Annotated in this window: 23 protein-coding genes; 22 read left to right on the top strand and 1 reads right to left on the bottom strand. The window is 40.2% G+C overall.

The window, feature by feature from the left end; genetic code table 11:
* Window positions 1-62 precede the first annotated feature (62 nt).
* The 11 genes from AC0VYO_RS18645 to AC0VYO_RS18595 all read left to right on the top strand — a co-directional run bounded on the left by AC0VYO_RS18645 (window position 63) and on the right by AC0VYO_RS18595 (window position 11,271).
* Complete coding sequence (locus tag AC0VYO_RS18645; protein WP_303534350.1) at window positions 63-935, top strand: YitT family protein; 873 nt, start codon at window positions 63-65, stop codon at window positions 933-935.
* A gap of 89 nt (window positions 936-1,024) precedes the next feature.
* Complete coding sequence (locus AC0VYO_RS18640) at window positions 1,025-1,405, top strand: c-type cytochrome (protein ID WP_430245869.1); 381 nt, start codon at window positions 1,025-1,027, stop codon at window positions 1,403-1,405.
* 176 nt (window positions 1,406-1,581) lie between these two features.
* Window positions 1,582-3,156, top strand: a complete 1,575-nt coding sequence (locus tag AC0VYO_RS18635; protein ID WP_475367971.1) for an IS1182 family transposase — start codon at window positions 1,582-1,584, stop codon at window positions 3,154-3,156.
* A 435-nt stretch (window positions 3,157-3,591) separates the two neighbouring features.
* Complete coding sequence (gene ftsE / locus AC0VYO_RS18630; protein ID WP_430245871.1) at window positions 3,592-4,278, top strand: cell division ATP-binding protein FtsE; 687 nt, start codon at window positions 3,592-3,594, stop codon at window positions 4,276-4,278.
* Entirely contained in the window at window positions 4,268-5,161 is an 894-nt protein-coding gene (ftsX, locus tag AC0VYO_RS18625; RefSeq protein WP_430245873.1) for a permease-like cell division protein FtsX, read from the top strand. The genes ftsE and ftsX overlap by 11 nt, the downstream gene beginning before the upstream one ends.
* Window positions 5,162-5,213: 52 nt before the next feature.
* Complete coding sequence (locus tag AC0VYO_RS18620; RefSeq protein WP_475367970.1) at window positions 5,214-6,569, top strand: murein hydrolase activator EnvC family protein; 1,356 nt, start codon at window positions 5,214-5,216, stop codon at window positions 6,567-6,569.
* 158 nt (window positions 6,570-6,727) lie between these two features.
* Window positions 6,728-8,167 (top strand): S41 family peptidase, encoded by a 1,440-nt coding sequence (locus tag AC0VYO_RS18615; RefSeq protein WP_475369075.1) that lies wholly within the window; start codon window positions 6,728-6,730, stop codon window positions 8,165-8,167.
* 248 nt (window positions 8,168-8,415) lie between these two features.
* Window positions 8,416-9,606, top strand: a complete 1,191-nt coding sequence (locus AC0VYO_RS18610) for a PDZ domain-containing protein (RefSeq protein WP_475365856.1) — start codon at window positions 8,416-8,418, stop codon at window positions 9,604-9,606.
* A gap of 294 nt (window positions 9,607-9,900) precedes the next feature.
* Window positions 9,901-10,236, top strand: a complete 336-nt coding sequence (locus AC0VYO_RS18605; protein WP_226615289.1) for a hypothetical protein — start codon at window positions 9,901-9,903, stop codon at window positions 10,234-10,236.
* Window positions 10,237-10,352: 116 nt separating this feature from the next.
* Window positions 10,353-10,907 carry an acyl-CoA thioesterase gene (locus AC0VYO_RS18600; protein WP_242057229.1) on the top strand — a complete coding sequence of 185 codons (555 nt, stop codon included), beginning with the start codon at window positions 10,353-10,355 and terminating at the stop codon, window positions 10,905-10,907.
* Window positions 10,908-11,040: 133 nt separating this feature from the next.
* Window positions 11,041-11,271 carry a DUF2198 family protein gene (locus AC0VYO_RS18595; RefSeq protein WP_430244947.1) on the top strand — a complete coding sequence of 77 codons (231 nt, stop codon included), beginning with the start codon at window positions 11,041-11,043 and terminating at the stop codon, window positions 11,269-11,271.
* 3 nt (window positions 11,272-11,274) lie between these two features.
* Here the strand turns inward: AC0VYO_RS18595 and AC0VYO_RS18590 are convergent, their stop codons facing one another.
* Window positions 11,275-12,141 carry a sulfite exporter TauE/SafE family protein gene (locus tag AC0VYO_RS18590; RefSeq protein ID WP_194218758.1) on the bottom strand — a complete coding sequence of 289 codons (867 nt, stop codon included), beginning with the start codon at window positions 12,139-12,141 and terminating at the stop codon, window positions 11,275-11,277.
* Window positions 12,142-12,346: 205 nt separating this feature from the next.
* Here AC0VYO_RS18590 and uvrB point away from each other — a divergent pair, with 205 nt between their 5' ends.
* From uvrB to lgt, 11 genes are all read left to right on the top strand, one after another.
* On the top strand, window positions 12,347-14,323 hold the full coding sequence (uvrB, locus tag AC0VYO_RS18585; protein ID WP_430244942.1) for an excinuclease ABC subunit UvrB: 1,977 nt from the start codon (window positions 12,347-12,349) through the stop codon (window positions 14,321-14,323).
* Between the two features lie 7 nt (window positions 14,324-14,330).
* A complete protein-coding gene (gene uvrA / locus AC0VYO_RS18580) occupies window positions 14,331-17,198 on the top strand; it encodes an excinuclease ABC subunit UvrA (RefSeq protein ID WP_475367969.1) in 2,868 nt (955 codons plus the stop codon).
* 108 nt (window positions 17,199-17,306) lie between these two features.
* Entirely contained in the window at window positions 17,307-17,600 is a 294-nt protein-coding gene (locus AC0VYO_RS18575; RefSeq protein WP_194218760.1) for a magnetosome magnetite crystal formation protein family, read from the top strand.
* Window positions 17,601-17,643: 43 nt separating this feature from the next.
* Complete coding sequence (locus AC0VYO_RS18570) at window positions 17,644-18,696, top strand: DUF4097 family beta strand repeat-containing protein (protein WP_475365854.1); 1,053 nt, start codon at window positions 17,644-17,646, stop codon at window positions 18,694-18,696.
* Between the two features lie 63 nt (window positions 18,697-18,759).
* Window positions 18,760-19,122, top strand: a complete 363-nt coding sequence (locus tag AC0VYO_RS18565; protein WP_430244936.1) for a phage holin family protein — start codon at window positions 18,760-18,762, stop codon at window positions 19,120-19,122.
* 85 nt (window positions 19,123-19,207) lie between these two features.
* The gene (locus AC0VYO_RS18560) at window positions 19,208-19,768 is read left to right on the top strand and encodes a glycerol-3-phosphate responsive antiterminator (RefSeq protein ID WP_430244934.1); all 561 of its coding nucleotides are present in this window, start codon (window positions 19,208-19,210) and stop codon (window positions 19,766-19,768) included.
* Between the two features lie 203 nt (window positions 19,769-19,971).
* The gene (locus AC0VYO_RS18555) at window positions 19,972-20,799 is read left to right on the top strand and encodes an MIP/aquaporin family protein (RefSeq protein WP_475367520.1); all 828 of its coding nucleotides are present in this window, start codon (window positions 19,972-19,974) and stop codon (window positions 20,797-20,799) included.
* A gap of 31 nt (window positions 20,800-20,830) precedes the next feature.
* On the top strand, window positions 20,831-22,327 hold the full coding sequence (gene glpK / locus AC0VYO_RS18550) for a glycerol kinase GlpK (protein WP_430244932.1): 1,497 nt from the start codon (window positions 20,831-20,833) through the stop codon (window positions 22,325-22,327).
* Window positions 22,328-22,599: 272 nt separating this feature from the next.
* Complete coding sequence (locus AC0VYO_RS18545; RefSeq protein WP_430244960.1) at window positions 22,600-24,276, top strand: glycerol-3-phosphate dehydrogenase/oxidase; 1,677 nt, start codon at window positions 22,600-22,602, stop codon at window positions 24,274-24,276.
* A 221-nt stretch (window positions 24,277-24,497) separates the two neighbouring features.
* A complete protein-coding gene (gene hprK, locus AC0VYO_RS18540; RefSeq protein WP_194218766.1) occupies window positions 24,498-25,436 on the top strand; it encodes an HPr(Ser) kinase/phosphatase in 939 nt (312 codons plus the stop codon).
* Window positions 25,437-25,472: 36 nt separating this feature from the next.
* A complete protein-coding gene (gene lgt, locus AC0VYO_RS18535) occupies window positions 25,473-26,285 on the top strand; it encodes a prolipoprotein diacylglyceryl transferase (RefSeq protein ID WP_475365853.1) in 813 nt (270 codons plus the stop codon).
* Window positions 26,286-26,292: the final 7 nt, after the last annotated feature.

Raw genomic sequence — 26,292 nt, 5'->3', positions numbered from 1 at the left:
AAGGCTTTTGCTTAGAAATGAGCAGTGACTTAAATCATAGAGGTAAGTGAGTGAATGCAGTTATGATAGCAACGTTAGCGAAATTTACAGCAAGAAAGGTTTCACCAGCACATAAGATACTTGAATATTTAAGCGTTATGGTAGGATCCGCCCTTGTGGCGATTGCCTTTAACCTTTTCCTACTCCCTAATAGCATAGCTTCTGGTGGGGTAAGCGGGATCAGTACCATTACAAAAGGAGTCTTTGATTGGAAACCGGCATATGTCCAGTGGGCTTTTAATATTCCATTGTTTATAAGTGGTTTAATCTTTCTGGGGAAAAAGTATGGTCCAAAAACCTTGGTCGGAACTCTCTTCTTACCTTTTGTCGTAAAATTGACAGAGAACGTAGAACCAGCGACAACAGATCCGTTATTAGGTGCCCTTTTCGGTGGTCTTGGAGTTGGGATTGGCCTTGGAATTGTATTCAGGGGAAAGGCCTCTACTGGAGGTACGGACCTTGCTGCACAAATTGTAAACAAGTATACAGGAGTTTCGCTCGGAACGTGTGTATTTATGATTGATGGCTTAATTGTCGTTGCTTCAGCGTTTGTGTTCAGCCTAGAAGAAGCACTTTATGCCCTTATTGCTATGTATCTAACAGGTAAAACAATTGATGTTGTTCAACTAGGATTGGGCTACTCGAAAATGGCTCTTATTATTTCAGATAAAGAAGAAGAGCTGCGTGAAGGAATCATCACTGTAATAGATCGAGGTGTGACAAGAATTTCAGGTCAGGGTGGATACACCAATGATAAGCGTCCCATCTTAATGGTTGTTGTTGCGCAAAATGAGGTTACAAAGCTAAAAGAGCTCGTGAAGGGGGTTGATCCTTCAGCATTTGTGATTGTATCCAACGCCACTGAAGTGCTAGGAGAAGGTTTTAAAAGAGAGTAAGCCGGCTATTGTAAATGAAAGTGAGCTCCATTAGAGGTGAGGTTTTTACTTTGTCCAATGGGTGGCAGTATATATGAGGAGTGAAGATAATGAAGAAGTGGATGGGGTTTCTGTTTGTAGTTGTTCTGATTTTTAGTTTAGCTGCATGTGGTGCGAGTAATAATGAAAATAGCAAGAATGAGGGCTCTTCAAAAGAAGGTAACTTAGAAAATGGGAATGCTGGCCAAGCTTCTGGTGAATATGATGCTAATGCCGCAGAAGCTACATATCAAACGAATTGCTTAAGCTGTCATGGAGACAACCTTGAGGGGAAAGTAGGGCCACAACTTTCAAATGTAGGCTCACGGTTATCGAAAGATGAGATTCTCTCTGTCATTCAAAACGGGAAAGGGCAAATGCCTGGGAATATTTTACGTGGAGATACGGAAGTGGAAGAAAACGTAGCAAGCTGGCTAGCGGATATGAAATAAGTAGAGAAGAAGAGGCTGGGACAAAACCCAGTAAATTAAAATAAGAGTGGCCCTGCGGACAAAGAATTTGTTCGCAGGGCCACTCTTTCTATATTTTCATCTTAATTTAACAATAAAATAAGGACAACCTCTGATAAAATTATAGTTACCACACAATAACCATCGGAGGTGCCCTTATGTTTAAAGATTATAACATGAATCAAGTGATTTTGCCCTTAGATTTAGAAATGAAATTACAAGAAAATGATATCGCCTATGCCGTCCATGAGTTGGTCGAACAGATTCCGGATGAAGCTTTTTCTGCGTTCCTACGTGATACGGGATGCCCTGCTTATCACCCACGTATGATGATGAAAGTTATTTTATGTGCGTACACCCAATCGGCTTTTTCAGGAAGAAAGATTGAAGGTCTCCTCAAGGATAGTGTACGGATGATGTGGTTAGCGCAAGGGTATGAACCCAGCTATCGCACAATCAATCGGTTCCGTGTCCACCCAGAAGTCAAAGAACTTCTTCGTCAGGGCTTCGTACAGTTTCGTTGTCAGCTCGTTCAAAAAGACCTCATTGATGATGAAGCGATCTTTATTGATGGTACGAAGATTGAAGCGAATGCCAATAAGTTTACATTTGTGTGGCGCAAGGCTGTTGAAAGGTACAGCGAGAGTCTGATTGAAAAGTCGAATGCGATGTACGATGAGTTGATTGAAAAAGAAGTGATCCCCGAAATCGAACGGGAAAGTCCAGAACAACTTTCCATTAAAGAACTTTCTAAAATAGAAGAAAAGCTAGAAGAAAAAGTCGGAGAATACAATGAGAAGATTGAAACCAGTGCCGATGTAACCGAACGAAAAAAGCTTCGTTCAGAGCGAAAAGGACCGAAGCAGTTCCTTAAACAAATGAAGGATTTCGTATTGCGCAAAACAAAATACGAAAACGATATGGCTATCTTCAAAGAACGGAACAGTTATTCCAAAACCGATCATGATGCCACGTTCATGCGCATGAAAGATGACTATATGAAAAATGGGCAACTCAAAGCCGGTTACAATCTCCAGATTGCGACGGAGGGACAATATACGCTCGCTTATGATATCTTCCCGAATCCAACGGATACACGCACATTTCGTCCCTTTCTAGATCGTGTGGAGAATGATTTCTTTAAACTCCCACCTTACATCGTCGCGGATGCCGGTTATGGAAGCGAAGAAAACTACATCGATGTCCTGGAGAATCGCAAGCGAATCCCTCTCATCACGTACAATACCTATCGCAAAGAGAAAAAGAAGAGCTTTACGAAGGATACGTTTCGCGTATCCAACTGGGACTACAATGAAGAAGAAGATTTATTCACATGCCCAAATGGGAAATTGTTGCCGTTCCGTTACGTCTCTCATCGCACTGACCGGAGTGGCTTCAAACGAGAATTTAAAGTTTATGAATGCGAAGATTGTACCGGTTGTCCCTTACGTAAACAATGTACAAAGACCAAAGATGGCACGAATCGGAGAGTCTATTACAATACCAAGTGGGAACAACAAAAGAATAAGGTTAAAGAGCTGCTTTCGGACGAAAAAACAGGTGAAATCTACGGTCAACGGAAAATCGATGTAGAGCCAGTTTTTGGATTTCTGAAGGCTATTTTGGGTTTCACTCGGATGTCCGTAAGGGGCAAAGAGAAGGTCAAAAATGAAATGGGCTTTGCGCTCATGGCGGTGAACTTGAGAAAGTACACCGCCATGAGTGCAGAGTGATCCAATAATCTTAGGAATAACCAAACAAAAAAGGTTCCGTTCATCAAAAACGCTGAACGGAACCTTTTTTCATTATTTCAAGCTAGTTATGTCCCAGCCTCTTTTTTTATTGTCGTATTTTTGATTATAAACTTGGAAAAAGGAGGATGTAATATTACGAAGGAGAGAGGGGATCTCTTGTATTTCCCTTCTTGACAAAGTTAAGCATAGATAATTGTGTAATAATCTATTAGTTATTAATGTATTATTGCAGAAGATGTCAGATCAAGAGAGTCTTGAAATAAAAATGTAATAAAAATTTGTCTTAAAATAGCGAATTTGTTTGTTATAATATCTTCAGATGTAAAGGAACTAATCAAAAATAAAAACACCAATAATAAAACTAACTCCTAAGAATTTGCATCGAGAATTTAAGCAAGTAGGAAGTGGTACAGTTTGATCGAAATGAAAGATGTTTGGAAAACATACGACAATGGAATCAAAGCCATAAACGGTATCGATATTACAATTGATAAAGGTGAATTTGTCTACATAGTAGGACCAAGTGGCGCCGGTAAGTCAACATTTATGAGAATGATGTATCGGGAAGAAAAGCCTACAAGTGGAAAAATCGTAATTAATGGAAAAGATGTTGGCAAATTGAAGAGTAAGTACATCCCTAAGCTACGTCGCGAAATCGGCGTTGTTTTTCAGGACTTTAAACTTTTGCCAAGATTAACCGTTTATGAGAACGTCGCTTTTGCTCTTGAAGTCATCGAGGAAAGTAAAGCAAATACGCGCAAGCGAGTCATGGAAACGCTAAGTCTCGTTAATTTGAAAAACAAAGCAAGGTTCTTACCAGACGAACTTTCAGGTGGGGAACAGCAGAGGGTTTCAATAGCAAGAGCGATCGTCAATAACCCTCACATTCTGCTAACAGATGAGCCTACCGGGAATCTGGATCCAGAAACTGCATGGGGCATTATGGATTTACTAGATCAAATCAACAATCGCGGTACAACTGTTATTATGGCAACCCATAATAAGGATATTGTGAATACATTCAGAAAACGTGTTATTGCAATTGATGGCGGTATAGTTACCCGTGATGAAGCAAGAGGTGAGTACGGGTATGAAAATTAAAACGTTTGGTCGCCACGGAAAAGAAGGTTTCAAAAATCTTGGTCGAAATGGCTGGATGACCTTCGCTTCGATTTCTGCGGTTACCGTTACACTACTTTTAGTCGGCGTTTGTCTCGCATTGCTTCTTAATTTAAATGCTTTTGGTGATCAGCTTGAAAGTGATGTTGAAATCAGCGCATTTATTGATTTAACGGCTCAGCAAGAACAGCAAGATGAACTTAAGTCTAGGATCGAGAACATTTCTGAAGTGGAATCTGTTACTTATCAATCTAAAGAAGAAGGATTGGATAATTTAATTGATAACCTTGGGGATGAAGGTGAAGTGTTCGAGTCATTAAGAGAAGAAAATCCTTTAAGTGACGCATTCCTGGTCAAAACCAAAGATCCTAAGAATGTAACGGCAGTGGCTGAAGAGATTAAGCAGCTAGAAAATGTACAAGATGTTGAGTTTGCAGAAGATACGGTGAACAGACTTTTTAAAGTTCTTGAGATCGCACGAAATGTTGGACTGGCCCTTGTGGTTGGATTACTATTTACAGCCATGTTCCTCATTTCTAATACTATTAAACTAACAATTGTTGCCAGAAGTCATGAAATTGAAATTATGAAGCTAGTGGGAGCAACGAACTGGTTCATTCGATGGCCATTCCTAGTAGAGGGTATCCTAATTGGAATTTTCGGCTCGATTATCCCAATTGGAATTCTAATCTACGGCTATTACTATTTAATTGAATTAATAGCAAATCGTTTCCCAACTTTATTCATCGATTTACTACCGGTAACACCGTTTGTTTACCAGCTATCAGGGTTGTTAATTATCCTCGGTGTGATTATCGGAGTATGGGGAAGTCTTACATCAATGCGTAAATTCTTAAAAGTTTAAAATGAAAATTAAGAGATAAATAGATTCATCTATTTTGGGGGAGGAACAAAGATTGAAGCGTAAAATATTAGCAACGGCTCTAACATTGACTCTAGGTTTAAGCGGACTAACAACTGCAGCACTTCCACAAACGACTGAAGCCGCAAATCTTGATGATCAACTTAATAATGTCAAAGAAAAGCAGTCTTCAAACCAGGAAGAGCTTGAGCAAAAGGAATCTGAACTTGCGGACGTGAAAGCAGAGCAAGAAGATGTTCGAGCAGAAATTGAACAGTTAAACAAAGAAGTAGCTGAAACGGATGAGAAGATTTCAGTGAAAGAGAAGGAAATTAAAGATACAAATGCTGAAATTGATCAGTTGAAAGAAGAAATTAGCGCTTTAGAAGACCGTATTGCTGAGCGTGATAAGTTATTGAAAGATCGCATTCGCTCTATGCAACAAAACGGTGGCGGAACAGTTGATTACATGGAAGTTTTACTTGGTGCTACTGATTTTGGTGATCTAGTAGAACGCGTTCTTGCTCTTAATACAATCGCTGATCAAGACAAAAAGATTCTTGAAGAGCATAAAGCGGACAAGCAGGCAGTAGAAGAAAAGAAAACTCAAGTAGAAGAGAAACTTGCCTCTCTTGAAGAGAATAAAGCAGAGCTTGAAGATCTTAAAAAAGAGCTTGATTCTAAAAAAGCTCAAAAAGATAAGCTAATGAAGTCCCTTGAAGAAGAAGAAGGCGATCTTCATAATCATATGATGGACTTAAATGAAACTGCTGAACTTCTAGCAGCTCAAGAAAAAGCAGTAAAGCAAGAGATTAAGCGTGCTGAAGAAGCAGCTCGTAAAGCTGAAGAAGAGCGTAAAGCCGCAGCTAAAGCGGCAAAAGAAAAAGCTGAAGCTGAAGCACAAGCGAAAAAGGAAGCAGCGGCAAGCTCAAGCAAGTCTAGCAGTTCAAATAGTTCAAGCAGTTCAAATTCAGCACCGGCGCCAACTCCTGAGCCAGCACCAGCGCCTTCTAGTAACGCAACATTCATTAAGCCTGCTGCTGGTCCAATTACATCTGGATTAGGCCGCCGCTGGGGAACGTTCCACGCAGGAATTGATATTGCTCAAGGTGGTCAAAACCCAGTATCAGCTGCTGCAGATGGAACAGTATTAAGATCTTATCATTCAGATTCATATGGTAATGTAGTATTCTTGACGCATAGTATCAATGGTCAAATGTACACAACAGTGTATGCTCATTTGCAAAATCGCGCAGTTTCTACAGGTCAGTCAGTAAGTCAGGGAACTTACCTTGGTACAATGGGGAATACTGGTCATTCAACTGGACAACATTTACACTTTGAAATTCACAAAGGTTCATGGAACTCTAGTAAGTCAAATGCTGTTGACCCAATGAATTACATTCGATAATTAGATGAGCCTCGCTTCAATGGGCTTTCCCCCTCACAATTTGAGATGGAAACATAATGAAAACAACTGAATCATATAGTACAATAAGATGAAAAGGCATCGCATCGTTATGATGGGGTGCCTTTTCCTTCAAATTAGAAGAGGTGAGTACAATGAAGATACAGGGGAAAGTTGTCGCTTTACTTGTCGTGATCGCCCTCGTAATCGGTTCAGGTGGTACATACGCGGCCTTCACTTTATTACAGGACGAGCCTGAAGGGAGCACTCAATCTTTAACTCTTGGTTCCGGTAATGAAATAGAGACAGAAGAGCTAACGAAAATTAACAAAGCTTATGAATTAATCCAGGATCGCTATGTAAATGATGTCGATCAAAAAGAGTTGTTAGATGGAGCTATTAAAGGAATGGTAGATACTCTTGAAGATCCCTACTCAGTCTATATGGACCCTAAAACAGCCGAGCAATTTAGCCAATCACTTGGTTCTTCCTTTGAGGGAATCGGGGCGGAAGTGAATATGACTGAGGGAAGAGTAACGATAGTGTCACCTTATAAAGATTCACCTGCTGAGAAAGCAGGCCTCCGTCCGAATGATAAAATCATGACGATCGACGGTGAAAGCACAGAAGGACTTGATTTGTATGATGCCGTATTAAAGATTCGTGGGGAGAAAGGCACGGTTGTCACGCTCGGCGTTCAACGCCCAGGCGCTTCAGAGACTATGAAGGTAGAAGTGACTCGTGATGAGATTCCTATCGAAACGGTCCGTGCAAGTACGGTAGAAGAAAACGGAAAAACAATCGGTGTCTTGCAAATCACTTCATTCTCAGAGGATACAGCTAAAAGCTTCTCAGAAGAGTTGACTAAATTAGAAAAACAGGACATTGATGGTTTGGTACTTGACGTTCGTAATAATCCAGGAGGCCTGTTAAATGTTGTTTCGGATATGGCGGAAGAACTGATTCCTAATGACAAACCTTACGTTCAAATTGAAGATCGTGAAGGAGAGAAGCAGCGTTCTGTTTCTACTCTTGAAGAGAAAAAAGATTATCCTGTCGTAGGACTTATTGATCGTGGGAGTGCTTCTGCTGCAGAAATTCTTGCCGGAGCGCTTAAAGAAGCAGGCGATTATGATTTGGTCGGTGAAACGTCATTTGGTAAAGGAACGGTTCAATCAACGCTAGACCTTGGAGATGGCAGTAATATTAAACTGACAATGTTTAAATGGTTAACACCAGATGGCAACTGGATTCATAAAGAAGGAATTGAGCCAACGGTTGAAGCAAAGCAGCCTGATTACTTCTATGTAAATCCATTATCTACTGAAAAGACGTTAGAATTTGATCAGAACAGCGAGCAAGTAGAGTCTGCGCAAATCATGCTCAAAGGCCTTGGTTTTGAACCGGGACGCAAAGACGGTTATTTTAGTGATAAAACAGTTACAGCAGTAAAAGCTTTCCAACGTTCGAATGTTATAAATATTACTGGGAAAATAGATGAAAAAACTGCGCAGAAACTTCAGGAAAAAATTATTGATTCCATTCGCAATCCTGATAACGATGTGCAGCTTAAGACAGCGGTGGAGCTCCTTGCTAAATAATTTCAAGAAGGAAATGAACTGTTGATGTCGAAGCTATTCCGCAGGAAATCCTGCGGAATTTTTTTCGACCATGATAAGCACGTTGAACAAGTAGAAGACATTTTCAAAATGAGGTAAACTAGATTGGTTGTCTCATGATTATTTGGCAATGTTAGGGTATTTTCGATAATTCTCTCATGACAGAGCGGAACATTCATATAACATAGCCAGTCATTTAGTAACTGCTAACAAGCATGGAGGAATATAAAATGGACACTTTTGGCCTTTCAATACTTAAGGGAATTATTAGTTTTTTCCTTCATCCCCTCACGTATATTACGATTATTGGAGCATTTATGCTCGGCCTTTCACGAGTAAAACGTGATAGAAGAGATTTTCACACAAGAGTACATGATGTTTTGGACGATGTTCCATTTGCTATCATACCTGGATTATTGATTGGAGCCGCTTTTCTGATACTTAATCTTTTGCTTGGTTTAACGATTCCTTTCAGTACCACCGTAGCAATGAGTCTCGGAGCATTTTTGCTTTTAGTAACAGGACAAATTCGTTTTTTATCACCTGCTTTTGTGTTCATCTTACCTACACTAGCAACGTTTTTTTATACTCCAATCGATCTCGGTAACGATACTCTCAATACGATGCAAGAGGGGATCGGGAATGCATCGCCGATTGCGCTCGCTATTTTAGTTGGCTTTCTAGTATTCATGGAAGGGTTATTCATTACGATGAATGCCGGGAAACAGACGTCACCAAGACTCGTAGAAAGTAAACGTGGAAAGTTAGTGGGGGCCCATGAAGTCCAAAGACTATGGCTTTTACCACTATTCCTCTTCCTTCCAGTCGGTCAGGTTGAATCATTTACATGGTGGCCTCTTCTTGATTTTGGTGCTGGCACCTATGCCTTTATCTTATTGCCATATCCAATTGGCTTTCGAAAGCTTATACACCATGCATTACCCCTTCCAGAGATGAAGAGTAATGGTAGGCAGGTTGCTCTTCTCGGGGGAGCGACGGTCTTAATTGGTCTAATGAGTTACTTTTTGAGTAATAAATGGATTGCATTAGTTGCAATCATTCTAGTGATTCTTGGACGAGCTGGTATTTTACTTCTTCATCGAGGTAAAAATAAGCCTGCCTATTTCAATGAACGAAATAAAGGACTTGTTATTCTCGGAATTCTCCCTGGCTCACCTGCAGATCAAATGAACTTACAAGTTGGCGAAGTCATTTCTAAGGTGAATGGGCTACCTTTAGGAAAAGGTGTGGATTTTTATACGGCTCTTCAACGTAATGCCGCTTTTTGTAAAATGGAAGTGCTTGATGTTAATGGAGAAGTTAGGTTTGAGCAAAAAGCGCTTTATAATAATACTCATCATGAGCTTGGTTTGCTATTTGTAAAAGAAAATCGTTTTGAGGAGCAAGAGGAAGCACAATAATAAACGAATCGTTAGAAGAAGGCTGAGGCTTTCTTCTTTTTTGTTATGCTATTTTTCGTTAAATAGCAAAAGTTATGTTTCTCTTTGTCACTTATAGAATTAAACCTATTTCAACAATAAAGTTGTACTTGTTTCTATGCCATTTAGTTATAGGTTCTATTCAAGAAATATATGGAAGTTAGAAAACCGTTTCATCCCTTGGATGATTGCGTTTACAGTGTTTTTCTATGTCTTGTATGTTAGCAAAACGCTTGCTACACTTTGATCATTCTTAACGTAAAGGAGCATGTCGCAATGACTGGAGAAAAGCAGTTGCAGCAACAATTAATGGATCTTAATGAAAGAGAAATGAAGTTGCTTCAAAAGTTTGAAATAGAGCGTGAGACAATTATGAATCAAATGCACGGTAGCGCGTCTGTCGTTACAAGAGCTCCAATTTCCGAAATCGTAGAAACCCTTGAACGTTCTCAAGTGGCGATGGGGCCGCTTTACCTGACAGATCTACTAGAGAAGCATTATAGAATCACTATTTCAAAGTCATCCCTTTTTAATATCCTTGAAATGCTCGCAGAGTCAAAAGATTATCCTATTACTCGGATTAGTGAAAAAGGATTTAAATATAGTAAATAAGCTATAAAGGGTTGAATTTTGTCATTTGTTACTAACAACACAGATTTACTCGATTAGGGTATAAATCTAGAACCCAGTGTATTAGCAGAGCCATTAAGAAAGTAAAGGTGATTAGAATGGACAATGTATTCGAAGATACAAATATGAAGTCTACCAATGAGTCAAGAACGGCTAAAGCAACCGTAGTCAATCCGACTCATACAAATATTCATGGAACATTATTTGGGGGTCAACTGATGGCCTTCATTGATGACGTTGCTCTTATTTCAGCAACTCGTCATTCAAGAAGACCCTGTGTAACAGCATCAACTGATTCAGTGGATTTTCTTCATCCGATTAATCAAGGAGACATTGTTTGTCTTGAATCCATGGTGACGTGGACACACAAAACATCAATGGAGGTTTTTGTTAAAGCAATTGCAGAGAAAATGTTCACTGGTGAACGTCACGTATGTGCGACTGCGCTGTTAACATTTGTAGCCCTTGATGAAGAAGGAAATCCAGTTGAGGTACCAGGTGTTTACCCTGAAACAGAAGAGGAGAAATTCTTGAATGAAACAGCTGTTGAACGAAAAGAGATTCGTAAAGGTCGCAAAGGTGAAAGTAGAAAGCTAGCTCGTGAATTTGGAACTCCAAAGCCCTGGGATGCAGCTCAGTTTACTACATTGTAAAGTCGTTTCTTATCCTATGTGATAAGAAACGACTTTACAATGATGAGTTTTCTTTTCTGATCATAGCATTCTCTCCCTAACTTGTTGTAAGATGGGGGGGAGAAGTTGTGATTAGAGAGGGGAACTTACCAGTATGCAAGGAATATTAATTGCTTTATTCGTTCCGGCAATTATCATGGTCGTGTTTACGCGAGTTACATATAATACTTACGTTAGTTTCGGGTTAACGATTTTATTTATGTGGGCTGTGTTTGGTGGAATCGATCATCCGATACATTTGATTGTCTTAACGATTTTGTCAGCGCTTGTTGGATTTTATTTTTCAATGAAAACACAAAAACAAAATAAGAAAAAAATGAAGTAGCGCCTATTTTAAAAAGAATAGGCGCTTCTTTTTCGTCCAATACTGGTAAATGAAGAGACACATTAGGCAAATAATATAGAGAAATAGAATGAGTAGGCCTGAAATCGACTGATGGAATAGCTGTAATAGAATACTAACTAACGTAAAAAAGTAAAGAATGCCAAGAAGATTTTTTAATGTGGTTTCAGTGAAAGAATCTGTCATTCCTGCTCCGATTCTAGCTCCAATGATCGCTCCAATCACTAAGAGAATGGCAAGGGTGATCGGAATGGTAACCGTTTGAATATATGAGAAGAAACCGGTCAATACAATGAAGAAGATGGAAGTTAAAGATGTACCCACTGCAAGTCGTGGCGGAAGACGTAGTACATGAATTAATAGTGGTACCATGACAAAACCGCCCCCCACTCCAAGAGTAGAAGAAATAAATCCGCCTAGTAAGCCGATTAAAATTGTTCGAAGAGGGGAAACAGAAATAGAAACATTTTCTTCATCTATAGTTTGTCCTTTGGAAAGCATGGATATGGAAAAGTATGCGAGAAGAACGATATATAAGATTGAGATAACTGGACCATCGATTTTGCTCTCTTCCAAATATAAGACAAGTGGTTTAGCAACCTGTGTTCCGATCATGCCACTAATCGATAGAAAAAGAGTCACTTTCCATAGAATTCTTTTACTTTGAATATACTTCAAAGATCCAGAAATCGAAGTGCTCATGCTATAAAGAAGGCTAATGGTGATTGCTGTTGCAGGTGAATAACCAAGTAACAAAAGAATAGGTGTGAGGAGAAATCCCCCGCCTACGCCAAAAAATCCTGAGACAGCACCGATTGAGAGGCCAAGTGGTAAAGCCCATAAAAGCAGCAATGTTAAAACTCCTTTGTAGTAAAACTTAGTACTGCGTGAATTCCGCTACACTGTGAATCAACCTTTAACAGCATACAATAGTTTTGTATGAAGAGAAAGATAACCTTGAAAATAAAATGCGAATATCAGTTCGCTTTAATTGAAGTTTAAACCATATTCTGTGATATAATAAGTGACATGGATGATAGGAACGGAGGCGAAGATGGTGGAAAAAAAGTTCGAGTTGGTATCTGATTATGAGCCTCAAGGCGACCAGCCTGAAGCCATTAAGAAACTTGTACAAGGTGTTCATAATAATGAACGCCATCAAACGTTGCTCGGCGCAACAGGAACTGGTAAAACGTTCACAATGTCTAACGTGATACAAGAGGTGAATAAACCGACCCTCATTATTGCGCACAATAAAACGCTTGCTGGTCAATTATATAGTGAATTTAAGGAGTACTTTCCGCATAACGCTGTGGAATATTTTGTAAGCTATTATGATTATTATCAACCAGAAGCGTACATACCTCAATCGGATACATTCATCGAAAAAGATGCAAGTATTAATGACGAAATAGATAAACTACGACATTCTGCAACATCAAGTTTGTTTGAGCGTAATGACGTCATTATTGTAGCAAGTGTTTCTTGTATTTATGGTCTTGGTAATCCAGAGGAATACAGAAGTCTAGTACTTTCAATTCGAAAAGGAATGGAAAAAGATCGTGATCAACTGTTGCGCGATATGGTCGATATTCAATATTCCCGGAATGATATTAATTTCACACGTGGTACGTTCCGCGTTAGAGGAGACGTTGTGGAAATTTTCCCTGTCTCACGAGATGAACACTGTATTCGCGTCGAATTTTTTGGAGATGAAATTGATCGAATTACTGAAGTGAATTCCCTAACAGGTGAAATTCTTGGAGAAAGAGAGCACGTGGCTATATTCCCGGCTTCACACTTCGTTACCCGTGAAGAAAAGTTAAAAATCGCGATACAGCGAATTGAAGCTGAGCTTGAAGAGAGACTGAAGATTTTAAATGAAGAAGGCAAACTTCTTGAAGCTCAGCGTCTTGAACAGCGAACGAGATACGATATTGAAATGATGGCTGAAATGGGCTTTTGTTCAGGAATTGAAAACTATTCTAGACATTTGACACTAAGAGAAGCAGGAGCAACGCCATATACATTAATGGACTACTTTCCAGATGATTTCTTAATTATGGTTGATGAATCTCACGTTACGCTTCCCCAAGTAAGAGGAATGTACAATGGAGACCAGGCAAGAAAAGGTGTGCTAGTGGATCATGGCTTCCGCTTACCATCAGCAAAAGACAATCGCCCTCTTCGCTTTGAAGAATTTGAAGAGAAGGCTCATCAATTTGTTTATGTATCTGCAACGCCAGGGACCTATGAAGAAGAGCATTCAACCAAAGTCGTCGAACAAATTATTCGCCCAACCGGTCTTCTTGATCCGACGATTGAAATTCGTCCAATCGAAGGTCAGATTGATGACCTATTAGATGAAATCAATCAGCGGTCTGCACGTAATGAACGGGTACTTGTGACGACGCTCACGAAAAAGATGTCAGAGGATTTAACGGATTATTTGCTTGAAATGGGGGTAAAGGTACGATACCTTCACTCTGAAATAAAGACTCTCGAAAGAATTGAAATTATTCGTGATCTCCGATTAGGTGTATTTGATGTTCTTGTTGGTATTAACCTTCTAAGGGAAGGTCTCGATATCCCAGAAGTATCTCTTGTTACAATTTTAGATGCAGATAAGGAAGGGTTCTTACGATCTGAGCGTTCTTTAATTCAAACAATAGGACGTGCTGCTCGAAATTCAGGTGGCCATGTTATCTTGTATGCTGATAAAATCACCAATTCAATGGAAGTGGCAATGAATGAAACGAGTCGTAGAAGAGAAATTCAACAAGAATACAACGAAAAATACGGCATTACGCCTACAACAATTCAAAAGAAAGTGCGTGAAGGTATAAGAGCAACGGTTGCAGCTGAAGATGGAGAAGAATACAAGATTCCTAAGCAAGGTAAGATGACGAAGCAAGAGCGTGCTAAAGTGATTGAAAATGTGGAAACTGAAATGAAGGAAGCTGCACGAGAACTGAATTTCGAACGTGCTGCAGAACTTCGTGACCTACTATTAGAGCTTAAAGCGGAAGGATGACGAACAGATGGCAAACGATGAGATCGTCGTCAAAGGGGCCAGAGCCCATAATTTAAAAAATATAGATGTATCGATCCCAAGAGATAAGCTTGTTGTTGTAACAGGCTTGTCAGGATCAGGGAAATCATCTCTAGCATTTGATACGATTTATGCAGAAGGACAGAGACGGTATGTTGAATCGTTATCAGCATATGCAAGACAATTCCTTGGACAGATGGATAAGCCGGATGTAGATGCTATTGAAGGTCTGTCTCCCGCCATTTCCATTGATCAAAAGACAACAAGTCGTAACCCTCGTTCAACGGTTGGAACGGTAACCGAGATTTATGACTACCTCCGTCTTCTATTTGCAAGAATCGGACGTCCTGTTTGTCCACGTCATGGCGTAGAAATTACGTCACAGACGATCGAGCAAATGGTTGATCGGATACTGACTTATGAAGAGCGAACTAAGCTCCAAATTCTATCCCCAGTCGTTTCAGGTCGTAAAGGTGAGCATGTGAAAGTATTAGAAGATATTAAGAAGCAAGGCTATGTTCGCGTACGAGTAGATGGAGAGATGTTGGAAGTTGCGGATGAGATCTCGCTAGAAAAAAACAAGAAACATTCCATTGAAGTTGTGATTGATCGTATTGTAGTGAAAGAAGGCGTTCAATCAAGATTAGCAGATTCACTTGAAACCGCCCTTAATCTTGGTGGTGGCCAGGTGATCGTAGATGTGATGGGGCAGGAAGAGCTTCTTTTCAATCAACATCATTCCTGTCCGTACTGTGGTTTTTCAATCGGGGAATTGGAGCCGAGATTATTTTCTTTTAACAGTCCATTTGGTGCTTGCCCTTCTTGTGACGGCTTAGGACTGAAACTTGAAGTGGATCTTGACCTAGTCATACCGGATTGGGACAAATCCCTTCGAGAACATGCCATTGCACCTTGGGAGCCGGTAAGTTCCAATTACTACCCGCAGCTACTTCAAAGTGTTTGTAATCATTTTGGAATTGATATGGATACCCCAGTAGACAAAATTCCTAGAGCACAGCTCGATAAAGTGCTTTATGGTAGCGATGGGGAAAAAGTTTACTTCCGTTATGAAAATGATTTTGGGCAGGTTCGTGAAAATAACGTTCCTTTTGAAGGAGTTATTCCAAACGTTGAACGACGCTATCGTGAAACTAGTTCTGATTATATCCGTGAGCAAATGGAAGCCTATATGGCACAAAAACCTTGTCCAACTTGTAAAGGTTATCGATTAAAGAAAGAAGCTCGCTCAGTCTTAATTAATGGGAAACATATTGGCGAAGCAACGGAGTATGCGATTAAAGATGCTGCTGGCTTTTTTGATCAGTTGGATTTAACTGCAAAAGAAGCTACAATCGGAAAAATGATTTTACGAGAAATCCAGGATCGACTTGGCTTCCTTGTCAATGTTGGTTTGGATTATTTAACGCTTAACCGATCAGCTGGTACATTATCCGGAGGTGAAGCGCAGCGGATTAGACTTGCAACCCAGGTAGGATCAAGATTAATGGGTGTACTGTATATTTTGGATGAACCGTCTATCGGACTACATCAGCGTGACAACGATCGTTTAATATCAACCCTTCAGAACATGCGGGATCTTGGAAATACACTTATCGTTGTGGAGCATGATGAAGATACGATGTTAGCGGCAGATCATATTATTGATATAGGACCTGGTGCAGGAGCCCACGGTGGATACATTACGTCAGAAGGCTCGCCTGCTGAAATAATGGATGACGAGGATTCTTTAACAGGGGAATATTTATCAGGCAAGAAATTTATCCCTGTTCCGAGTGAGCGTCGAAAACCAGACGGTCGATATATTGAAATAGTAGGGGCAAAAGAAAATAATCTAAAAAACACTAAGGCGAAGATTCCAATTGGATTATTCACCTGTGTAACGGGTGTATCTGGCTCTGGTAAAAGTACACTTATTAATGAAATTTTATATAAGGCACTTGCTCAGAAACTCCATAAAGCAAAGGATAAACCAGGTGAGCATAAGAAAATAAATGGACTCGAGAATGTGGATAAAGTCATTGATATCGATCAGTCTCCAATTGGCCGCACGCCACGTTCAAATCCTGCAACATATACAGGAGTTTTTGATGACATTCGTGATGTTTTTGCACAAACAAATGAAGCGAAAGTTCGCGGGTATAAGAAGGGACGATTCAGCTTTAACGTCAAAGGTGGACGTTGTGAAGCCTGTCGTGGTGATGGGATTATTAAAATTGAAATGCACTTCTTGCCAGACGTTTATGTGCCGTGTGAAGTATGTCATGGCAAACGCTATAATCGTGAAACGCTTGAAATTGAATACAAGGGTATGAATATTGCCGATATTCTTGAGATGACGGTAGAAGATGGTCTAGATTTCTTTAAAAACATTCCAAAGATTAATCGTAAGCTACAAACGCTTTATGATGTCGGGTTAAGCTATATTAAATTAGGTCAGCCTGCAACAACCGTATCCGGTGGTGAAGCACAGCGTGTGAAGCTAGCTTCACAACTTTACAAACGTTCAACGGGTAAAACCCTATATATTCTTGATGAACCGACTACGGGATTACATGTAGACGATATTTCAAGGTTACTGGAAGTTTTACAGAGACTTGTTGAAAACGGTGATTCTGTCCTCATTATTGAGCATAATCTAGATGTCATCAAAACCGCTGATTACCTCATTGATCTTGGACCTGAAGGTGGCGACGGTGGTGGTGAAATCATTGCAACCGGCACACCGGAAAAAATTGTAAAAGAAGAGCGTTCCTATACGGGAAGTTACCTTGCCCCAATTCTAGAGCGTGATAAGAATCGGATGAAGAAAAGGTTAGAACAAACACAGTCAGTATAATTGGAAAAGACAGCGATCGCTGTCTTTTCGTTTTTCTTTTTCATTTTTGAAACTTTCTTTTTGACGAATCGTATAGATAGTTAGAGAATATTGAAAGGGGAAGCAATTATGTCTGTTGAGAAAGTGATGTCCTCCCTTTGTTATTTTAGCGTTTTTTTCGCACCGTTTCTTTTCCCAATCATCGTTTATTTTGTGGTGAAGGACGAAGAAGTTTCTTACCATGCGAAGCGCTCGATTGTTTCTCATCTCCTTCCATTCCTCACTATCCTTCTTGCGTTAGTGGCTGTTTTTATGATGGATATAGGAGTTGTGATCATTTTAGGTTTTCTATTGTTTAGTTTACTAAATGTCATTGTGTTTGTTTGGAACATTGTCAAAGGTATTCAGGTTCTCCGCTGGTAATCGTATAGGGGTTCACACGAATTTAAAAAAGGAGATGTTTTGAATGAATGAAGAACGTAGAATGATTTTGAAAATGATTGAAGACGGTAAAATATCAGCTGATGAGGGAGCGAAACTGTTAAAAGCTCTTGGCACAAACGAAAAATCCGAAGAAACGAAGCAAGAGAAGTCTTCAGATTCTAACGCAGATCGGTCGGCTCCAGCATATAGAGTAGGTCAATTCGTTGAGTCGCTCATTCAAAAAGTAAAGGATATGGATCTTGATTTCAACTTTGGTTCTTCTGAAGAGGTTTCCCATGTTTTTGAACAATCAGAGGTTTCGACGGATACACTTGATGTTCATGTTCGAAATGGGGAAATTACATTTCAGACTTGGGACCGCAACGAAGTAAAAATTGATTGTCGCGCTAATGTTTACAGAGTGTCTAATCAGAAAGATGCCATGGATAAGCTTCTCCGTGAAACGTACTTTTCCGTTGATAATGATAAAGTAACTTTTAAATCAGAACGTGCCGATGTGAAAGTGAATTTAGTTATTTATGTTCCTGCAAAAGAATATCAAGGTGTATGGATAACGACCTTCAATGGTGACGTTACCGGTGAAGGAATGAACTCTGCGAAAGCGAAGTTAAAAACAGGGAATGGGAAAATTGGCATTCGAAAATCTACGGTGAAAGTGCTTGAAGCTGAGACCGGAAACGGCGCAATTTCTGTAGAAGATACAAATGGAGAAGTTTGTGAGCTCGAGACAGCAAACGGCCCAATTACAATTGATGGGACATTTGTTGAAGCGGATGCACAATCCATGAACGGAGCTATTCGTCATACTCTTACCAATCCAGTAAGCGGAAGTGCAGACCTTAAAACAGTAAACGGTACGATTCAAATTGTTGTGCCAAAGGGTATAAATATTAAAGGTGATCTAAAATCGACGATTGGAGCGATTACGACTGACCTTGATCATATGAGTATTATTCGCGAGAAGAAAGAAATTTCTCACCGATTGAAGAAGTTTAGAACAGAAGAAGAATCAGAACATAACTATCGAATTGAAGCCAATTCGACTGCTGGTTCGATTTCAGTGTCGTATCTTTAATGGCTCGAATAAGGTGTAATTAACAGTTTATACTATTAAGGTCAATTGTAAGGAGGAATCGTGATGCGCCACTGGATTGTAAGCTTACTCGTCAACAGTATAGTATTAATGGTCGTAGCAGGATATTTTGAAGGTTTTTACCTTCAAGGAATCGGGTCGGCTATACTGGCAAGCGTGCTCCTTGCAATTGTGAATGTTTTTGTGAAGCCAATATTAATTTTACTTACGCTTCCCGTTACGATTGTCACTCTGGGTCTGTTTCTCATTGTCATTAATGCTATTACGCTTATGATAACGGCCTTTTTAATGGGAGAAGCTTTCGTAATTAATGGTTTTATGATGGCCATTCTTGCTGCGCTTATTATAGGTTTGTTGAACTTGTTAATTGATAAAGTGATTATCGAACCTATTCGTAATAAAGCCTAAAAGCACGCCCTCTTGTGAGGGCGTGTTTTTCGTCGCATTCGGAAGTGCTTTTTCTGGTAAGATAATAAGAAAAGGAGGGGTGTGCATGTCATTTCATAACCAGAGCATTTTGCCTGCTGTTAGGAAGATGCGTGATTTTGAAACATTATTGAACAGTAAGTATACATATATCGTGCTTTTAGATACGCACATTGGTCAGTTGAAATCGGTGATAAAGGAAGGGAATCGAGCAGGGAAAAAGATTCTTCTTCATGCTGATTTAGTTCAAGGGTTAAGGAATGATGAACACGGTGCAGAATTTCTCTGTCAGGAAGTAAAGCCTGCTGGATTAATTTCTACAAGATCGAGCGTTCTTTCCGTAGCTAAACGTAGAGGTATTCTTTCTGTACAGCGTTTATTTATGCTTGATTCAATGGCTCTTGATACTAGTTACAGTATGGTTAGGAATACGAAGCCAGACTGTGTCGAGGTATTGCCTGGTATCATTCCACAGGTTTTTGAAGAGCTACATGAACAAATTAAAGTACCCATTTTCGCAGGAGGATTTATTCGTTCAGTAGAGGATGTGGAAGCGGCGTTAAGTGGTGGTGCTGCTGCTGTAACGACCTCGAAGAAAGACTTATGGAAACATTTTCAACCTGATTAAACAACTTGACATCGCTTACATTGTTTTGGTTTAATAGTAGATAAGTTAATAGCTCGTGCCTGAGATGAGGAGAACCACACGCATATCTTATCAATTGATAAGATCGATTGTTGTGGTTTTTTTTAATTTCCCTTTTAGAACGACAGAAAGAGGGAATAGACTCAAAGAAGAGTTTTAGCTAAAATCAAAGGAAGGTGATTAAATTGACCCCATTTATTGGTGAAATATTAGGAACTATGATTTTAATTATTTTTGGTGGTGGCGTTGTTGCAAACGTTAACTTAAAAGATTCTAAAGCTCAGGGAGGTGGATGGATCGTTGTAGCCCTCGGTTGGGGACTTGGTGTTGCGATGGGTGTTTATGCTGTTGGACAAGTTAGTGGGGCTCACCTCAATCCAGCTGTAACATTAGGACTAGCTTCCGTTGGCGATTTTCCATGGAGCGATGTACCGAGCTACATAGCGGCGCAAATGATTGGTGCATTTCTCGGTGGATGTATTGTGTATTTTCATTTTCTACCTCATTTTCGTAGAGAAGATGATAAAGCGCTTAAATTAGCTGTATTTTCTACTGACCCTGCTATACCGCATACGTTCAGCAACTTTTTAAGTGAGTTTATTGGGACGGCTATGCTGTTAATTGGGTTACTAGCGATTGGTTCTAATGAATTTACAGATGGACTGAATCCATTCATCGTTGGTTTTCTCATTGTAGCGATTGGTCTATCACTAGGCGGTACGACTGGTTACGCCATTAACCCTGCTCGTGATCTTGGTCCAAGAATCGCACACTTTTTCTTACCTATTCCAGGTAAAGGTGATTCGAATTGGCAATATGCATGGATTCCAGTTATAGGGCCAGTGTGTGGGGGAATGTATGGAGCCATTCTTTTTAAAGCGGTAACAGAAGCAAGTTATGGTATGATTTTCTGGATAGCTACAGTGATTACAGCCATTTTATTTATTGTGCTGTATCAGCTTAGTGATAAACTTCAAGATTCTGTTCACTCTTCTTCAGAGGCTAAAAATTAATCTTCATAACTATATTTAGGGAGGAATTATTATGTCAGAGAAGTTCATTCTATCATTAGACCAAGGAACTACGAGTTCACGTGCCATTTTGTTTAATAAGAAAGGTGAAATTGTAAACGTTGCTCAAAAAGAATTTAAGCAGTATTTTCCTAAGGCTGGTTGGGTTGAGCACGATGCTCAAGAAATCTGGAGCTCAATTCTTTCGGTAATGGCTCAAGTACTTTCGTCCACTTCTGAGTTGTCTGCGAAAGATATTGAAGCCATCGGGATTACAAATCAACGTGAAACAACAGTAGTTTGGGATAAGAATACTGGTAAGCCAATTTATCATGCAGTTGTATGGCAGTCTCGCCAAACAGCCGGAATCGTCAATGAATTAAAAGAACAGGGTTATGGAGAGATGGTTCGAGATAAAACTGGTCTTCTAATCGATGCTTACTTTTCTGGAACGAAAGTTAAATGGATTCTGGATAATGTTGATGGTGCACGCGAGAAGGCTGAGAATGGGGATCTTCTCTTTGGTACAATCGATTCCTGGTTGATCTGGAAACTATCAGGCGGAAAAGCACACGTGACGGATTATACAAATGCTTCTCGTACGATGATGTATAACATATATGACTTGAAATGGGACGATGAGTTGCTTGAAATGCTGAATGTTCCTAAGTCAATGCTTCCTGAAGTTCGCCCATCTTCTGAAGTATATGCTAATACAGTTGATTACCACTTCTTCGGTCAGAATGTCCCAATTGCTGGGGTGGCCGGAGACCAGCAAGCAGCATTATTTGGCCAGGCATGTTATGAAAAAGGAATGGCTAAGAACACATATGGTACAGGTTGTTTCATGCTTATGAATACAGGTGAAAAAGCGGTTAAGTCAGATAATGGACTTCTCACGACAATCGCATGGGGCGTTGATGGAAAAGTGGAATATGCTCTTGAAGGTAGTATTTTCGTCGCGGGATCAGCGATTCAATGGTTAAGAGACGGATTACGCATGTTTAACGAAGCGCCAGAAAGTGAGCGTTATGCAGAACGCGTTGAGTCGACAGACGGTGTGTATATGGTACCTGCCTTCGTTGGTCTTGGTACACCTTATTGGGATAGCGATGTAAAAGGTGCTGTATTTGGATTAACAAGAGGAACGAGTAAGGAGCACTTTGTTCGTGCAACTCTTGAATCACTTGCTTATCAAACAAGAGATGTTCTTGATGCGATGACAGCTGATTCTGGCATCGACTTGAAAACACTTCGCGTCGATGGAGGCGTAGTAAACAATAGCTTCTTGATGCAATTCCAAAGCGATATCATTGGTGTACCTGTTGAGCGCCCGACTGTTAGTGAGACGACTGCACTTGGTGCAGCTTATCTTGCAGGACTTGCGACAGGATATTGGAAGAATAAAGAAGAGATCAAAAAGCAGTGGATGATTGACCATACATTTGATCCTGAAATGAAAGAAGATCAGAGAGAAGAGCTTTATGGAGGATGGAAGAAAGCTGTAAATGCTACAATGGCTTTTAAATAATCCTTTTTTGTAGGCACAGTCTTCTAACTGTGCTACAATGGAGACAAGTTAATATAGTTCTGGTCGGAGAATAGGAGAAGACCACAGCGCCCAAGCATAGTTTGTTATGCTCTGGTGTGTTGTGGTCTTTTTTTGTCCTTTAAACCAGTTTTCTTAGTAGGAATGTTCAATCTTATGCTTAAGAAGCCCTACATTAGGGGTAAAGTACTGAAGAGGTATTAATTAATCATTTTAAAAATGTAAGTGTTTATATAACAAAAGGGAGTGTGTTCATCTTGGTTAAACCATTTTCAGGATTACAAAGAAGCGTTGTGCTTGATCAAATTGTATCAGAGGAGTTAGATGTACTCGTTGTTGGAGGCGGAATTACAGGGGCAGGTATCTTGCTTGATTCTGCATCTCGTGGAATGAACTCGGCTGTTATCGAAATGCAGGATTTTGCTGCTGGTACGTCAAGTCGTTCAACGAAACTTGTTCACGGTGGATTGCGTTATTTGAAAAATCTCGAAATTGGATTAGTCGCTGAAGTTGGGAAAGAGCGAGCGATCGTTTATGAAAATGCTCCTCACGTTACAACACCTGAATGGATGCTACTACCAATTATTAAAGGCGGTACATTCGGCAAATTTTCTACTGGAGCTGGTCTTGCACTTTATGACAGACTGGCTGGTGTTAAACGGAAAGAAAGAAGAAGCATGCTTTCTAAGAAGGAAGCGCTAGACAAAGAGCCACTTCTTCGTAAAAGTGATGTAAAGGGCGGCGGATATTATGTTGAATATCGCACAGATGACGCTCGTCTCACGCTTGAAATTATGAAAGAAGCCGTTCATCGCGGTGGAAAAGCTGTAAACTATGTGAAAGCAGAACAGCTTTTATATGAAGATGGTAAGATTGTTGGTGTACGAGCTAAAGACGTAGTAACAGGTGAAACACGTGAAATTAGAGCGAAAAAAGTTGTGAATGCAGCTGGCCCATGGGTCGATGAAATTCGTGATCTTGATCAATCGAAAAAAGGTAAGCACATGTTCCTGACTAAAGGGGTTCACTTAGTATTTGATCAATCTAAATTCCCACTTCAACAAGCCGTTTATTTCGACACGCCTTTTAATGACGGGCGAATGATGTTTGCAATCCCACGCGCCGGCAAAACGTATATCGGTACAACGGATACGCATTATACGAAAAATCCTGTACATCCTCAGATGACAGTAGAAGACAGAGATTATATTGTTGATGCAGCGAACTATATGTTCCCAAGCATTAATGTAACAAAAGAAGATGTGGAATCAAGCTGGTCAGGTGTACGTCCGTTGATTCACGAAGAAGGAAAAGACCCATCTGAAATTTCTCGTAAAGATGAGATCTTTCTATCAGATTCCGGTTTGATTACCATTGCTGGTGGTAAATTAACGGGCTATCGCAAAATGGCTGAAAAAGTCGTTAGTCTGATTGCGGATCAATTTAAAGAAGAAAAATATAAGAAATTCCCTGCTTCTACTACAAAGAATATGGTTCTCTCTGGTGGCTATGTAGGAGGAAGCAAAGGCTTTAAAGAATATGCAACAGAACAAGTTCGTAGAGGTACAACACTTGGTCTTAGTGTTAATGAAGCAGAAACCCTCGTGCAGCGATATGGTTCTAACATTGAACGAATTTATCAAATCATTGAAACGGTCGGAACGGAAGCGAATTTCCATAACTTAAGTCTTGAAGTATTCGCTACCCTTATCTATGGTATTGAAGAAGAAATGGTGGCAACTCCACTTGATTACTTCAATCGTAGAACAAGTGCCCTTTACTTTGACATTGATTGGGTTCGTCGCTGGAAAGAGCCAGTTATCGAGTATATGGCTAAGCGACTTAACTGGTCAAATGACATGAAACAAGCACACATTCAAGAGCTAGATAAGCAAATGCATGATGCTGTTGTGCCATTAAAAGTAAAATAAGCTTTTCAAACCGAAGCATTCGCTTCGGTTTTTTTGTATTTTAAGGAATGTTAATCTTTTGGAGAGTGAGAGTGGGGTCAAGTGAGAGTGGGGTCAGGTACGTACCTGACCCCACTCACAAAAAGGGCTTTAAATCTGTATGTGCTTTGAAATAGGAAATGGTACAATAGGGGAAGTTGAAATGGAACCGTCTTTTTGGTTCTTACATAGGAGGTTTACGAATGGTTAAAGTTCGTATGAAAGATGTCATTGAGAAGTTCAGTCTTGAGCTTGTGAGTGGGGAGGAAGGGATTCATCGTCCGATCACAACGAGTGATATTTCACGACCGGGACTAGAAATGGCTGGTTTTTTCACATATTATCCAGCAGAACGTTTGCAGCTACTCGGAAAGACAGAGATGTCCTTCTTTCATGGTTTAACAGATGAGCAGAAAGTAGAGCGGATGCAGAAGCTCTGTACAGACGAAACACCTGGGATAGTTCTTTCTAGAGATATGGAAGTTCCTGAGGAATTGATCGCGTCATCTAAAGAAAAAGATGTTCCTATTTTACGATCGAATATGACAACGACTCGCTTAAGCAGCCGCTTAACGAATTATCTTGAGAGTCAGCTTGCGCCGAACACTGCAATTCACGGTGTTCTTGTGGATATTTATGGCGTAGGTGTACTCATTACAGGCTCGAGTGGCGTAGGGAAAAGTGAAACAGCTCTTGAGCTTGTGAAGCGTGGTCATCGTCTTGTAGCAGATGATTCCGTGGAAATCCGTCAGGAAGCGGAAAATACGCTAGTCGGTAGCGCTCCTGAATTAATTCAACATTTACTTGAAATAAGAGGCCTCGGCATCATTAACGTCATGACATTGTTTGGTGCAGGTGCGATTCGAAACTACAAAAAGATCTCCCTAGTGATGAATCTAGAACTTTGGGATTCGAAAAAGGTTTATGATCGTCTTGGTCTTGAAGAGGAGTATATGAAAATCATTGATTCGAATGTGCCAAGACTTGTTGTGCCTGTTCGTCCAGGACGAAACCTTGCGATCATTATAGAAGTAGCAGCGATGAATTTCCGTCTGAAAAATATGGGGATGAATGCAGCAAAGCAATTTTCAGAAAGACTGACAAGAGAGATTGAAGATGGAGACGAGCACGACAGCATCTAATCTTAATCAAGATATGGATAAAGGAGAGACAACGACATGCTAGCCTCAATACAGCCTCTTGATCGCGTCGCGCTAGAGCTGGGACCGATCTCGATTTACTGGTACGGCATTATCATTGCTTTTGGAGCTTACCTTGGCTTGCTTCTAGCTATGAGAGAAACAAAGCGCCAGGGCCTGCCAAAAGAAACCTTTGTTGATCTAATTTTATGGGCTGTCCCCATAGCCATTATTTCAGCGCGTATTTACTATGTTATTTTCCAGTGGAGCTACTACAAGGATAATCCTGGTGACATCTTTGCCATTTGGGAAGGTGGTATCGCCATTCACGGTGCATTAATTGGTTCTGTTATTACAGCTATTATTTTCACTAGAAAGCGTGGACTATCTTTCTGGAAAATTGCTGACATCGCTGCTCCGAGTATTGTACTAGGGCAAGCGATCGGACGTTGGGGTAACTTTATGAACCAGGAAGCGCATGGGGGACCTGTCACAAGAGCATTTCTCGAGAATCTGATGCTTCCGGATTTTATTATTAATCAAATGTATATTGACGGGACTTATTATCACCCGACATTTCTTTACGAATCACTTTGGAACATAGCTGGAGTCGTGCTGCTTGTAATTCTTCAAAGAACGGCCGTTAAGCGAGGAGAAGTTTTCCTTGCTTATGTAACATGGTATTCTATTGGTCGCCTTTATATTGAGGGACTCCGTACAGATAGTCTAATGTTAACGGAATCTTTAAGGGTAGCACAGGTGATTTCAGTCGTATTAATTATTGTGTCGATTGCCTTAATCATTTATCGACGCAAAGTAATGAAAGTAAAGCCTTATAACGAAAAAGGATAGGAGGAGT

This window comes from Anaerobacillus sp. 63XJN7_4_ISO-PGPR-S23-413 (assembly GCF_056173725.1).
This window is presented reverse-complemented; position numbering and strand designations above follow the sequence as displayed.